Source organism: Marinobacterium sp. xm-m-312 (assembly GCF_013283295.1).
Classification (GTDB): Bacteria; Pseudomonadota; Gammaproteobacteria; order Pseudomonadales; family Balneatricaceae; genus Marinobacterium_E.
The window spans coordinates 29,284-42,385 of record NZ_WBYS01000001.1; the positions used below are offsets into that span (position 1 = coordinate 29,284).

Sequence of the window (13,102 nt, forward strand, 5' to 3'; positions counted from 1 at the left end):
GCGGCAAAAAGCGCCTTGTATCTACACATTTCAGATCTCGCTGAGATGCTATGGACTTATTCGCAGGCTTCCTAGATTCTCTCCAGCGTAGAACTCGGTATAGTCTTGACGGTTAAACCCGGCAGTGTAACCAGCTGAAGCCCCTGAGTTGTAACCGCTCAGGTAGGTTTGTGTAGAGGCGCCATCAGGATTCCAGAGATTGGTCTCATATTGGAACTTTTGATCTACACCCATCTCAAGCATTGCTGCGTCGTAATCGCTCACCAGTCTATCTATATAGCCTTCTAGGAAGCTGTCGTGATAGCCATCGTCATAACCCATTGCAAATGAACCGTAGTATTCACTCCAGTCAGAAAAGTTTTCCAAATCTGCAGCTTCAGTTATGTTCTCAGACTTAAGAAGATTTGATTCCAGTGAGTTTGCTGCGAAAAAACCCTCAACAAGAGAGGATGACGCGTTTTCAACTGCAGGAGCGATTATTTCCGCTATCATGTCGCTGTTGAGCTCGTATTTAATAGCGGTCGAATAAATTAGACTGGGGTTGGATACGTTGCCCAAGATCCAATTTTTCGCGTCGTCCATACTTACGCCAAGTTGTGCAATTTTTTCACTAGTATTCATTGATTGCCTTTTTGTTTTTGATATCAAACTGTTAAGTTTCTGATCTTAAGATTGAATCAGTTAAAAAGACATCCTACTTTTGTGTGAAAGCTAATTTCATTGCTCACATTCTGATAAGATATTGTGAAATGTGAGGAGTACTAATGAGTGATATTCGTGCAATAACTAGAACTGAACACGGCAACGTAAAATGGACTCGCTACGAGTCTTATGAACATGCTGCCAAAGATGCTGTGGCGCCTTTGACTGCACAGGAGCTGCCTAAGGCTAGTAAAGTAATGCCTGTTTGCTTTATCAAATCGGATGGAGGGTATATTCCAGCTGCACTGCAAAGCCTTATTGCGGGCTTAAATCTTTTTGTTGCTCCTAATGGTCGATGGATGCTTCCTTATACCCCAGCGTGCTACCGTGCATATCCGTTTGTGCTGGGTCGTACTGAGTCTGGCGAGAGTCTGCTTTGTGCCGATATGGATTCGGGGCTTCTAGGAGAAGAGGGTGAGCCGCTGTTTGAGGAGGATGGGCCTAGTGAGGCTGTCAAAGGAGTACTTGGCTTTCTTCAGGCGGTGCAGCAAAACAGCGAACAGACAAAAATAGTATGTAATATATTGGCTGAAAACGATTTGATACAACCTTGGCCACTTACCGTTAAAACAGACGAGGGTGAACAGCAGGTAGAGGGCATTTATCGAATCGACGAGGCGGCACTCAATACACTCACTGCTGAGTCCCTTGCCGAGGTGAGAGATGCTGGTGGTTTAGCGATCGCTTATTGTCAGTTGCTCTCTATGCAAAATTTGGGTGCTATGCAGGCTTTTGCAAAACTACACTCTGATGCACAAGCACAAATGAGTGCGATTCCGCAGTCTGATGATGGTGAACTCGATTTGGAATTTTTAAATGATAGTGGAACTATTAAGTTTTAATTAGTTCAACTATTCACTGATTCATTAAGGGATAAGTGGGTGGTTAATCCCCTTGTTCCCGGTTTTTAAAATTTTTTTACTTATTAAGGAATACGTTTTGTCAAAATTAACGCTAGATGGAAAAGAGTATGCAATCGCTTCGTTATCTGAAGCTGCAAAGGCGCAGGTTACTAATTTGCAAGTATCTGAGGCAAAGGTTCAAGAGCTTCAGCAAATGAGAGCAATTCTGATGACTGCTCGAAATGCTTATGCCCTGGCTTTGAAAAATCTTTTGCCATCTAAAGCACACCCAAATAAGAAGAAGGGTGTTATCTCTATTGATGGTGTCAGTTATGAGCTTGAGAAGTTTAGCGAACAGGCTCAAGCCGAGTTGGCATCGTTGCAGCTGGTGGATAATAAGCTTGCTGAGAACAACGCACTTGTTGCCATGATTCAAACTGCACGTAATGCGTATGTTTCAGCATTACAGGGTGAGCTTAATTAAACTGATATCTATCAGGTTTTAAAGTATGGTCACGACTGATCACTACAGCGCCTCTCAATATCAAACAAATGAGTTGATGTATGGAGGCGTAGTGCATGTGTCGTCAGGTGGTTTTTATGGTTCAGGTGCGCTTCTGTATGATGGCCGTGCCATTCTCACCGCTGCACATGTCGTCGAGCAAGGTGTCGATAGGCGTATTACTTTTCTTACTCCAGAGGGGATGTCGACTCGAAGAGTGAGTGAAGTTGTTACACATCCATCGGCAGATACGCTTCAAGGTAACTATGATCTGGCACTTTTATGGTTAGAGAGTTCTGCTCCTGTCGATGCTGAGCGTTACCAGCTTTATCGCGATACAGATGAGATTGGCCAAAGCTTCACTCAGGTCGGTTTTGGGTCTTACGGTGTTGGAGATACGGGTGCTATCTACAGCTCCTCTAGCTATCAGCGCTTACGTGCCGATAATCAATTTGAGATTACAGGTGAAGAATTAGACAGTCGCCTTTCCCTTAACTGGAATCCAGTAGAAGGAATACAGCTTTTGGCAGATTTTGATAGCGGTAATTCCAGCAATGATGCGTTCGGATTGCTGCTAGGTCTGCATGATCTTGGATTGGGTGTCGATGAAGGACTGGTTGCCAAAGGAGACAGTGGCGGCCCTGCGTTTATTGATGGTTATGTTGCGGGCGTTGCCTCTTATGTAAGTACAGTTTCAAGATATGCTGCTGATCCAGATATAGATGGTGAAGCAAATAATTCTAGCTTTGGCGAAATCGCAGCTTGGCAACGGATAAGTTCAGTTCAAGAATGGATAGACCAGGAGTTGAGAAATCATTATCTAGACACTCCAGCCCGGCCCGAGGATATAGCTAAAGAAGTGTTAGAGGGAGATTCGGCAACGACACTGACATACTTCATGGTCAGCTACTCTGGTATTAGATCAGAAGCACCAGATATCTTAAGTGTCGACTACGCCACTCGAGATGGATCAGCAACAGCAGGAAGTGATTACATTGCTGTTTCGGGGACCTTGCATCTATACAGTAATGAGGACTTTGCATTGATACCTGTTGAAATTATCGGAGATAGCCTGGCAGAGCCGGATGAAACCTTTTATCTTGATATTTTCAATCCGGTTGGAGCTGATTTGGTATATGGGGCTGTTACCCTAACCGCTTACAGAACTATTTTGAATGATGATTTGTTTGGTTAAATGGATTTTAGGGTAGCCATTCTGTTGTGTTGATGTTATCTTTGCCGCGCTCAAGTGAGATGTGCTAAATCTTGAGCACGTGCCGGTATAGCTCAGTTGGTAGAGCAACTGACTTGTAATCAGTAGGTCCCGAGTTCGACTCTTGGTGCCGGCACCATCTTTCCAAAGCTTATCTTAATCCAATCCACTTACCAGCCAATTATTCTGGCACTCTTGATTCATTTAAAAATTAACAGGCCTATATATGGCTATAACATTAGCAAAAGCTATCGCTGCAGCTAATCAAAAAGATTATTCTCACTTAATCGATCTGCTTTCTAGTATTGAAAAGTTCGAAAGTACTAAAGAGCTGATGGTTCTTGGGGCTGCTTACAAATCTTTTGGCTTTATTTCTGAGGCAATGACTGTTTATAAGCGTGTGCTTAAGCTCAAACCGGGTGAGTTTAATGCGCGTGCTATGCTTGCTTCTGTTTATCAGGATTTTGGTGACCATCGAAGCTGCTATCAAGCTTACCACGCCCTTAGGTGTGATTTGCCAAATAACACTATTATCTGGAGTAACTTCTTACTGGCCCAGCAATGGCACCCTCACATTACTCAGTATGAAATAAAACGTGCTGCAGAAGAGTGGGGTAGTTGGTTGATTAATAAAGTAGGCGAAAGGCCTAGACCTTTTGTGCCCAGTATCGAAAGTCGTAAATTAAGAGTTGGGTACTTGTCAGCTGATTTTTGCCAGCACACTGTTGGTTTGTTAGTAAAAGATGTCATCCTATCTCACTCGGAAGCTGTCGAAGTCTATTGCTACAGTGCGACTCGCGTTGATGACTGGGTTGGAAAAGAGCTGGCTGAATCTACAAACTTCAAAGACATTAGAGCTTTGAATGACTCGCAATTGGCTGATGTAATTATTAGTGATGGGATTGATGTTTTAGTTGATCTTTCCGGTCATACTGCTGGAACTAGGATTTCGGTTTTTGCTTATCGCCCTGCACCCATTTTAGTTAGTTGGTTAGGCTATTTTTCCACAACTGGTCTGAAATATTTCGATGCAATTATCTTAGACAAATGGCATGTCTCGTCTGATCTGGACCTTATGGAGCCGATTATATGTCTAGAGTCTGGTCGTATTACTTATACCCCTGTGCCGTGGATGCCTTTGAAAGTCCCACAGCCTCCATGCTTAAAAAATCAGTACATTACTTTTGGCTGTTTTAACAATACCAATAAACTAAATAGCTCAGTTTTTGATGCTTGGGCTAAAATTTTGCTTCAAGTTCCAAAATCAAAGCTAGTTCTAAAGTGGCGTACATTTAATGATCAGGCATTCAAGAAAAAAATCATTAAAGAGTTTGCTAGTAGGGGTGTGGCAGAGGATAGGGTTGAGTGCCGTCAACCAAGTTATCATAAGGGTTTACTCAGTGAGTATGGGGACATAGATATTGCATTGGATCCTTTCCCTTTTTCAGGGGGGCTAACAAGCTTGGAGGCTTTGTATTTGGGGAGGCCAGTTGTTACTCTTCCTCGTGAAAGTATCGTTAGCCGGCAAACTTATGCATTTTTGTGTGCAATTGATGAAACTAAACTTGTAGCATCAAGCGTTGATGATTATGTAAAGATTGCAGTAAGCCTTGCTTTTAATGGAGATCGATTGTTTAGTTTAAACCAATCATTAAGGTCAAAGATGCAGGCCTCTCCCATCATGTCATCTTCACTCAAGGCTTTAGAGCTAGAGAGGGTCTATCATTCCCTCCTAGATAACTTAAAATAGAGTTTTCTAGCTTTGAAATTGGTTAGTAAAAATAGAACATATAGAGCTTTATGTTACTAAATAACAATAATCTTCATATTAAAATTTTAAGTTCTCCTCGGCTTGTGAAGAAGTTTTTTCTACTTTTTCTCGACTCAGTCGCTCTTTTATTATCCGTTTATACTTCAATTGCTCTATCTTTAGGGGATCTATTTCCTAGCGATGTACTAAGTAAGTCATTTGCGCTTTTCCTCTTAATTCCATTAGCTGGCGCTATCATTTTCACTAAGTTGGGGATGTATAGAGCCGTTGTTCGCTATATGAATATTAAGTTGCTTCAGAGTGTGGCATTTGGGGTGATGTTATTGACGATCGTGTTTTCATTCACGGTTTTGCTTCTAAACATTGAAGGTGTTTTCTTAAGAAGCCTGCGAACAAGTCCATGGCATCTCAGGCTTACAGTCAAATTCATTATCAAGGCGTGTTTTCGAAGGCCTAGCGGGCTAAGTCGAGAAAGCACAACGCTGAAGATGGATTTGACTGTAAGCCCCGCAGGGCGTGACCTGTAATGTGCATCTACTGTGTTGCTCTTCTTGCTAAGGACTACGGCCATTAGCGGCAAAAAGCGCCTTGTATCTACACATTTCAGATCTCGCTGAGATGCTATGGACTTATTCGCAGGCTTCTTAAATACACCTATTATTTTTGGTCTTACTGCCTGGCTCTATTTAGGTGGTAGTCGTTTAATATTGCGTAGCTATTACCACTGGCTTTCATCGCACGTTGCTAAAGAGAATGTCACTGTAATTTATGGTGCCGGTAGCGCGGGTGCCCAGCTTGCTCTGTCACTTCAAGCGGGAGGCCAACTTTACCCAGTGGCTTTTGTAGATGATGACCCAAAACTTCATAAAAACTATGTATGCGGTCTGAAAGTCTATTCCCCAGCCTCGCTACAAAAATTGATTGAAAAGAAAAACGTCGGCACGGTTTTGCTGGCTATGATTAATATCTCCTCTGTACAGCGTCGCTCTATATTGGAGAGTTTGTCGAGCTTCCCGGTTGAAGTGAAAACTATGCCTACAATGCCAGAGCTGCTCTCTGGCAGGGCGCTTGATGAGTTTCGTGAAGTTGAGATTGAGGACTTGTTGGGACGTGAGGTGGTGGAACCGGATAGCTCGCTGATTACTAAATCAATATTTAATAAATCTGTTTGTGTGACGGGTGCTGGTGGGTCAATCGGTTCTGAGCTGGCAAGGCAAGCACTTATCAATGGAGCGAAAACGCTGGTGCTTATCGATCACTCAGAGTGGGCTCTTTATGAAATAGAGCGTGAGTTAGCCACAATAGCCTTACAGCAGCAGAGTTCTGTTAGGTTAATTCCAATCTTGGCTTCAGTGCTTGACGCTAACAGGGTCGAATCTGCGCTTCGTAAATTTGAGGTGGATACTGTTTTTCATGCTGCTGCATACAAGCATGTGCCGCTTGTTGAACACAACGTGCTTCAGGGCTTGGCAAATAATACCTTAGGTACCATGTCGATTGCTAAAGTGGCTTCATCAGTGGGAGTTGAACGGTTTATTCTAGTTTCAACTGACAAGGCTGTGCGTCCCACTAATATCATGGGGGCAACCAAGCGTTTTGCTGAGTTGTGCGTGCAAGCTTTGGCGTTAAATGCCGCAAATCAGACTTGTTTTTCAATGGTTCGTTTTGGGAACGTACTGGGCTCCTCGGGCTCTGTTGTCCCTCTTTTTAATGAACAGATTCATAAAGGCGGACCAATTACGGTTACCCACCCTGAAGTTAATCGTTACTTTATGACCATTCCAGAAGCTGCCAGTCTGGTGATTCAAGCCGGCTCTCTCGCGCAAGGCGGAGAGGTATTTGTTTTGGATATGGGTGAACCAATTAAGATTGCACAGCTTGCTAAAAATATGATTCGCTTGAGTGGATTAACGTTAAAAAGCGAGCAAGAGACTGATGGCGACATAGAGATTGTATACACAGGTCTTCGCCCTGGTGAAAAGCTCTATGAAGAGTTACTCATCGGCGATGACGTAATTCCGACTCCGCACCCTAAAATATTATGTGCCAGAGAGCGGTATTTGCCATTAGTTGAGATTGAAAGGCTTTTGGAGCTTGTTAAAAAGGCAATCGATCAAAATGATACACAGGCTGCAAGAGATATCCTTACAAAAGCCGTCACTGAATTTAAAGTATCCACTGAAGATGCAGATTGGCTTAGTAACTCAGTCACGGCACCTGTGTCATCCAGTTACCACTAAACCCTTCTGCCAAAAATGCGGGCCATGGTGCCGTCTTTTGCAAACAGCATGTGCTTGAAGCTGGCGGCGACGTGTAGGAAGAAGGCGAGCATTAGTAGTTTGCTGCCTAGGCCGTGTCCGATGTGGCCCAGCTTTTCTACCCATTCGATCTCTGTGTTGCTGCGTGCGATCACTTCCATTCCAAAGATAATTACGGCGTGACCTTCGCCAACTTGCATCAATACACCTGAAATCGGCATGAACAGTGTCGCTGCAATTAGGAAACTCATGACGATGATAGAGATCTTTTTCTGCATCGGTGGGACTTCACTCAGTGATTCGGGGAACCCATTTTTCACACGAACCATTAAGCGCCAAACGGCAAAGCCAAATACAACGGCGCCGGCCGTCATGTGCAGTTTCAGTAGGTCGAACTTCTCTGGGCTGCGCTCCATCTCTTCTAGCGTCAGGCCAATGATCATTGAGCCGATCATCAGTAGGGCGACTATCCAGTGCAGTGCGACGCTGGTGTGGCTCAATTTTGCTTTGGTATCCATGGGAAGTCCTTTTTAAGGCTGTTAAATTAGAATGATCTAATAATAGAGTGTTAACTGATCAAAAGCATTGATCTAGAGCGTAAAGTTTCGCAAAGAATTGCTAAAAAACTGTGACATGAGTCGTTATACTTGAGCCTATGAATACACCCTTGAAACTGATCGATAAGTTTGGTCGCCACATCGACTATGTGCGCATCTCGGTGACGGATCGTTGTGACTTCCGTTGCGTCTACTGCATGGCCGAGGAGATGACCTTTCTTCCGCGCGAGCAGGTGCTGACTCTGGAGGAGATCTATGAGGTGGGCGCGGCGTTTGTGCGTCTTGGTGTCAATAAGCTGCGTTTAACTGGCGGTGAGCCGTTGGTGCGGCGTGATATTTTGACGCTGATCCGCAAGTTGGGTGAGTTGGACATTGAGTTGGTGTTAACGACCAATGGTTCGCAACTGCCGACTATGGCAAGCGATCTGGTTGAAGCCGGTGTAAAGCGCATTAACGTCTCTCTGGATACGCTCAAGGCTGATCGTTTTAAAGAGCTGACGCGCAAGGATAAGTTTGATCAGGTCATTGCCGGTATCGATGCCGCCTGTGCTGCTGGCTTTAAACGCGTTAAGTTAAATGCGGTGATCTTGAAAGGTCGTAACGACGATGAAGTAGTCGATTTGGTCAACTTCGCGCGTGATCGTGACATGGACATCAGTTTCATTGAAGAGATGCCCTTAGGTGCTATTACTGAGCATGATCGCGAAGAGGCTTACTGTTCTAGCGATGATGTGCGTCAGTTAATTGAGCAAGTCTACCCACTGGAGAAGACACAAGAGCAGACTGCGGGTCCTTCTACCTACTACCGCATGGCGGATTCGAATACGCGCATCGGCTTTATCTCGCCGCACTCGCACAACTTCTGTTCCGAGTGTAACCGTGTGCGTGTCACCGTCGAAGGGCGCTTGTTGCTCTGTTTGGGTAACGAGCACTCTATGGATCTGCGTGATCTGTTGCGCTCTGAGGCAGACCCTGAAGTACGTGCTGCTAAGCTAGAGCAGGCGATCATCGACTCGATGGATCTTAAACCTGAAAAACACCATTTTGATCTAGCGAACGAGCCGCAAATACTTCGTTTTATGAATGCCACCGGTGGTTGATGCGCGTCAGTGCGCCTGCCGGTAAAGTTCGCAATAATACCCCTTGAACTAAACCTCTGTATGAGCTTGGAGAGATAATGAGCAGTAACGGTAAAGAGTTTGTCAGTCTGAATGTTGCAGTATTGACCGTATCGGACACTCGTAACGAGTCAAATGACACCTCGGGTGACTTTCTAGCGAATGCAGCTGTTGAAGCGGGGCATACCCTGATCGATCGTGCACTGTTGCCGGATGATGTCTATCTGTTGCGTGCACAGGTTTCACACTGGATTGCGGATCCTGAAGTGCAGGTTGTGTTGAGTACCGGTGGTACCGGATTTGCGATGCGCGATTCAACGCCGGAAGCGCTTAAGGTGCTGTTCGATAAAGAGGTCGAAGGCTTTGGTGAAATGTTCCGTAAGGTCTCTTGGGATGAGATCGGTACCTCGACGATTCAGTCGCGTGTGTTTGCCGGTTTGGCTAACGGTACGTTGATCGTCTGTATGCCAGGTTCAACCGGTGCTTGCCGTACTGGCTGGAGCATCATTGAGTCACAGCTTGATAACCGTCACCGTCCATGTAACTTCGTGGCGTTGCTTGAGCAGGTAAAAGAGCAGCGTCTTGCTATTGAGGCGGCAGAGTAATGTCGGCATTGAAGCCGTTGATTCCACTGGATGATGCGCGCCAAGCACTGTTTGATCAGCTCTCTGTTATTGCAGAGATAGAAACGGTCACGCTGAATGATGCAGCAGGCCGAATTTTAGCGGGATCGGTCGTCGCTTCGATCAATGTGCCGCCTAAAGCGAACTCTGCGATGGATGGCTATGCATTAGCCGCTAAAGATGCGGTGGCGGGTGCCGAACTGGCTATTTCACAACGCATTCCTGCTGGCGCAGTCACTACGCCATTAGTCAGCAGTACTGCGGCTAGAATCTTTACCGGTGCCGAACTTCCGGACGGTGCGGATTGTGTGGTGATGCAGGAGAATACCGAGCTTTGCGACAAGGGCGTGCGTATTTTGCAAACGGCCAAAGCGGCCGAAAATGTTCGAGCAGCCGGTTTGGATATTACAGCCGGTGAAGTGATTGTAGAGGCGGGTGCGCGACTTACAGCACCGGCTCTAGGTATCTGTGCCTCAACCGGTATTACTCATGTTAACGTCTTCAAGCCATTGAGAGTTGCACTACTGTCAACGGGTGATGAGTTAGTAGAGCCAGGTGTTGCGTTGCAACCCGGACAGATCTACAACTCTAATCGACCCATGTTGGTTGAGCTGCTTCGCCAAGCGGGTTTTGAAGTGGTCGATATGGGCCAGGTGGCTGATAATCATCAGGCGACTCGTGATGCATTGATAGCAGCATCAGAGCAAGCGGATGCGATTCTGACCATGGGCGGTGTCTCCGTGGGTGAAGAGGATCACGTTAAGAATGCGATCGATGAGTTGGGTTCCCTTAACCTTTGGCGTATTCGTATTCGCCCAGGTAAGCCCTTTGCCGCGGGTCGGGTAGGGCAGACCCCGATCTTTGGCCTGCCTGGTAACCCAATGTCAGCCTTGGTGACCTTCTCTTTGCTGGCGCGCCCCTGTTTGATGCATCTTCAGGGGGCTGCGTATAAGCCAGCGTTACGAATTCCGGTTGAAACGTCTGTTTTACGAGCTGCTCAGTCACGCGATGAGTATATGCGTGTCGAGCTGCATGCTGGCGTCGCGCAACGTGTGGTGAATCAGAGTTCAGGTGTTCTATCTTCAGCGTTGAATGCTGATGGTTTGCTGCACTTGCCAGCGGATGTTGAGATTAAAGCGGGTGAGCGTTACGACTTTATTCCGTTTTGCTCGCTGTTGACGAGTTAATCGATCGCTTCATCTACGATAATGCTCCAACACTCATTGCTTGTTGGAGTGGTCTTAAAAAGGCCGCGATTAATTGAATTAAGGCATTAAAAAACCCCGGCATCTTGCGATGGCGGGGTTTTTTGCGTTGGGCGAATTACTTGTTCGCTTTACGCTCTTTCGCTTCGGCGATAACAGTCTCTGCTACGTTAGCTGGACACTGTGAGTAGTGGCTGAACTCCATAGAGAACTGACCACGACCCGATGTCATAGTACGTAGGTGACCGATGTAGCCGAACATCTCAGATAGAGGTACGTCTGCTTTGATGCGAACGCCAGTTACGCCAGCTTCCTGGTCTTTGATCATGCCGCGACGACGGTTAAGGTCACCGATAACATCACCAACGTGATCTTCAGGAGTGAAGACGTCAACTTTCATCACAGGCTCAAGAAGCTGTGGTCCAGCTTTTGGCATAGATTGACGGAAGCCGCCTTTCGCTGCGATTTCGAATGCGATAGCAGAAGAGTCGACTGCGTGGAAGCCACCGTCGAACAGTTCGATTTCAACGTCCACAACTGGGAAGCCTGCAACCGTACCTTCTTGCATCATAGACGCGAAGCCTTTCTCAACAGCTGGCCAGAATTCCTTAGGAACGTTACCACCAACCACTGTAGAGCTGAATGTGAAACCAGAACCTGGCTCACCTGGCTTCATGCGGTAGTCGATCTTACCGAACTGACCTGAACCACCCGACTGTTTCTTGTGCGTGTAGCTATCTTCAACTGGGATAGTGATCGACTCACGGTAAGCAACCTGTGGTTTACCTACGTTTAGCTCAACGCCGTATGTACGCTTAAGGATGTCGACTTTAACGTCTAGGTGAAGCTCACCCATACCTTTAAGGATGGTTTCGCCTGAATCTTCGTCAGTTTCAACGCGGAATGATGGATCTTCTGCAACCATCTTACCGATTGCGATACCCATTTTCTCAGAACCGCCTTTATCTTTAGGCGCAACAGCGATCGAGATTACTGGCTCTGGGAAGACCATGGCTTCAAGAGTACATGGGTGTTTCTGATCACATAGTGTGTGACCAGTCTGTACGTTCTTCATACCAACGATCGCGATGATGTCTCCCGCCGTTGCAGAAGATAGTTCGTTACGCTCGTCTGCGTGCATCTCAACCATACGGCCGATACGCTCAGTCTTACCTGTTGCAGAGTTAAGGATTGTGTCACCTTTGTTCAGTACGCCTGAGTAGATACGTACGAAGGTTAGAGCACCGAAACGGTCATCCATGATCTTGAATGCTAGCGCACGTAGTGGCTCGTCTGGTGATACGATCGCTTTCTCGCCAGTTGCGTTACCTTCTTCATCCGTTAGATCCTGTGGATCAACTTCAGTTGGGCTTGGTAGGTAGTCAACCACTGCGTCTAGTACTAGCTGAACACCCTTGTTCTTGAATGCAGAACCACAGAATGTTGGGAAGAAGTCTAGAGCGATAGTACCTTTACGGATACAACGCTTGATGTCTTCGATAGATGGCATTTCGCCTTCCATGTAAGCCATCATTAGATCGTCGTCTTGTTCAACCGCTGTTTCGATTAGTTGCTCGTGGTACATCTCCACGTCGTCAACCATGTCAGCAGGAACGTCTTGGATTTCGTAGTTTTCTGGCTGGCCAGAATCATCCCATACGTAGGCTTTCTTAGTTAGTACGTCTACTACACCCACGAACTGATCTTCAGTACCGATAGGAAGAGTACATACAAGTGGGTTAGCACCTAGTACGTTTTTGATCTGGTCTACAACGCGGTAGAAGTCAGCACCCATACGGTCAAGTTTGTTGACGAAGATAACACGTGCAACTTCTGACTCGTTCGCGTAGCGCCAGTTAGTTTCAGACTGAGGTTCTACACCGCCTGAACCACAGAATACACCAACACCACCATCAAGTACTTTAAGAGAACGGTAAACTTCTACAGTGAAGTCAACGTGCCCAGGAGTATCGATGATGTTGAAACGGTGGTCCTTCCAGAAACAGGTCGTTGCTGCAGACTGGATAGTAATACCACGCTCCTGCTCCTGTTCCATGAAGTCGGTAGTAGCAGCACCTTCGTGTACTTCACCAGTTTTGTGGATCTTACCTGTTAGTTTCAGGATACGCTCAGTAGTTGTGGTTTTACCCGCATCAACGTGGGCGAAGATGCCTATATTTCGGTATTTGTTTAGATCAGTCATGTTCTCACTCGAATTCATGGACGTTTTAAAAAGTCGCGAGATTATACGCTTGTATAAGCCTCGATGGAATAGCTGATCGAAATGTAACCAAAAAGATGTGACATATAT

General features: G+C 46.0%; 11 protein-coding genes and 1 tRNA gene. 9 read left to right on the plus strand and 3 right to left on the minus strand.

The features are described from left to right. Positions 1–48: 48 nt before the first annotated feature. Positions 49–621 (minus strand): hypothetical protein, encoded by a 573-nt coding sequence (locus tag XMM312_RS00125; protein WP_173488481.1) that lies wholly within the window; start codon positions 619–621, stop codon positions 49–51. A gap of 143 nt (positions 622–764) precedes the next feature. On the opposite strand from XMM312_RS00125, the gene XMM312_RS00130 reads away from it, so the two are divergent. From XMM312_RS00130 to XMM312_RS00155, 6 genes are all read left to right on the plus strand, one after another. Further along, a complete protein-coding gene (locus XMM312_RS00130; protein WP_173488482.1) occupies positions 765–1,544 on the plus strand; it encodes a SapC family protein in 780 nt (259 codons plus the stop codon). A gap of 97 nt (positions 1,545–1,641) precedes the next feature. After that, on the plus strand, positions 1,642–2,028 hold the full coding sequence (locus tag XMM312_RS00135) for a DUF6447 family protein (RefSeq protein ID WP_173488456.1): 387 nt from the start codon (positions 1,642–1,644) through the stop codon (positions 2,026–2,028). A gap of 25 nt (positions 2,029–2,053) precedes the next feature. Further along, a complete protein-coding gene (locus XMM312_RS00140) occupies positions 2,054–3,241 on the plus strand; it encodes a Calx-beta domain-containing protein (protein WP_173488483.1) in 1,188 nt (395 codons plus the stop codon). A gap of 81 nt (positions 3,242–3,322) precedes the next feature. Next, positions 3,323–3,398 (plus strand) — tRNA-Thr (locus XMM312_RS00145). An 87-nt stretch (positions 3,399–3,485) separates the two neighbouring features. Beyond that, positions 3,486–5,009, plus strand: a complete 1,524-nt coding sequence (locus XMM312_RS00150; RefSeq protein WP_173488484.1) for a hypothetical protein — start codon at positions 3,486–3,488, stop codon at positions 5,007–5,009. Positions 5,010–5,653: 644 nt separating this feature from the next. Then, entirely contained in the window at positions 5,654–7,270 is a 1,617-nt protein-coding gene (locus XMM312_RS00155) for a nucleoside-diphosphate sugar epimerase/dehydratase (RefSeq protein WP_173488485.1), read from the plus strand. On the opposite strand, the gene XMM312_RS00160 is transcribed toward XMM312_RS00155, so the two are convergent. Further along, a complete protein-coding gene (locus XMM312_RS00160; RefSeq protein WP_173488486.1) occupies positions 7,267–7,806 on the minus strand; it encodes a cytochrome b in 540 nt (179 codons plus the stop codon). The genes XMM312_RS00155 and XMM312_RS00160 overlap by 4 nt on opposite strands. Before the next feature lie 137 nt (positions 7,807–7,943). Here XMM312_RS00160 and moaA point away from each other — a divergent pair, with 137 nt between their 5' ends. The 3 genes from moaA to glp all read left to right on the plus strand — a co-directional run bounded on the left by moaA (position 7,944) and on the right by glp (position 10,773). Then, entirely contained in the window at positions 7,944–8,945 is a 1,002-nt protein-coding gene (moaA, locus tag XMM312_RS00165) for a GTP 3',8-cyclase MoaA (protein WP_173488487.1), read from the plus strand. Positions 8,946–9,022: 77 nt separating this feature from the next. Continuing rightward, on the plus strand, positions 9,023–9,568 hold the full coding sequence (gene moaB / locus XMM312_RS00170; protein ID WP_173488488.1) for a molybdenum cofactor biosynthesis protein B: 546 nt from the start codon (positions 9,023–9,025) through the stop codon (positions 9,566–9,568). Further along, positions 9,568–10,773 (plus strand): gephyrin-like molybdotransferase Glp, encoded by a 1,206-nt coding sequence (gene glp / locus XMM312_RS00175; RefSeq protein ID WP_173488489.1) that lies wholly within the window; start codon positions 9,568–9,570, stop codon positions 10,771–10,773. The genes moaB and glp overlap by 1 nt, the downstream gene beginning before the upstream one ends. Before the next feature lie 136 nt (positions 10,774–10,909). Here the strand turns inward: glp and fusA are convergent, their stop codons facing one another. After that, complete coding sequence (gene fusA, locus XMM312_RS00180) at positions 10,910–12,994, minus strand: elongation factor G (protein ID WP_173488490.1); 2,085 nt, start codon at positions 12,992–12,994, stop codon at positions 10,910–10,912. Positions 12,995–13,102: the final 108 nt, after the last annotated feature.

What these genes read in the sequence shown, in the direction of transcription:
- XMM312_RS00125 (WP_173488481.1), bottom strand. Translation starts at nt 621, where the DNA reads ATGAATACTAGTGAAAAAATTGCACAACTTGGCGTAAGTATGGACGAC.
- XMM312_RS00130 (WP_173488482.1), top strand. Translation starts at nt 765, where the DNA reads ATGAGTGATATTCGTGCAATAACTAGAACTGAACACGGCAACGTAAAA.
- XMM312_RS00140 (WP_173488483.1), top strand. Translation starts at nt 2,054, where the DNA reads ATGGTCACGACTGATCACTACAGCGCCTCTCAATATCAAACAAATGAG.
- XMM312_RS00150 (WP_173488484.1), top strand. Translation starts at nt 3,486, where the DNA reads ATGGCTATAACATTAGCAAAAGCTATCGCTGCAGCTAATCAAAAAGAT.
- XMM312_RS00155 (WP_173488485.1), top strand. Translation starts at nt 5,654, where the DNA reads ATGGACTTATTCGCAGGCTTCTTAAATACACCTATTATTTTTGGTCTT.
- XMM312_RS00160 (WP_173488486.1), bottom strand. Translation starts at nt 7,806, where the DNA reads ATGGATACCAAAGCAAAATTGAGCCACACCAGCGTCGCACTGCACTGG.
- moaA (WP_173488487.1), top strand. Translation starts at nt 7,944, where the DNA reads ATGAATACACCCTTGAAACTGATCGATAAGTTTGGTCGCCACATCGAC.
- moaB (WP_173488488.1), top strand. Translation starts at nt 9,023, where the DNA reads ATGAGCAGTAACGGTAAAGAGTTTGTCAGTCTGAATGTTGCAGTATTG.
- glp (WP_173488489.1), top strand. Translation starts at nt 9,568, where the DNA reads ATGTCGGCATTGAAGCCGTTGATTCCACTGGATGATGCGCGCCAAGCA.
- fusA (WP_173488490.1), bottom strand. Translation starts at nt 12,994, where the DNA reads ATGACTGATCTAAACAAATACCGAAATATAGGCATCTTCGCCCACGTT.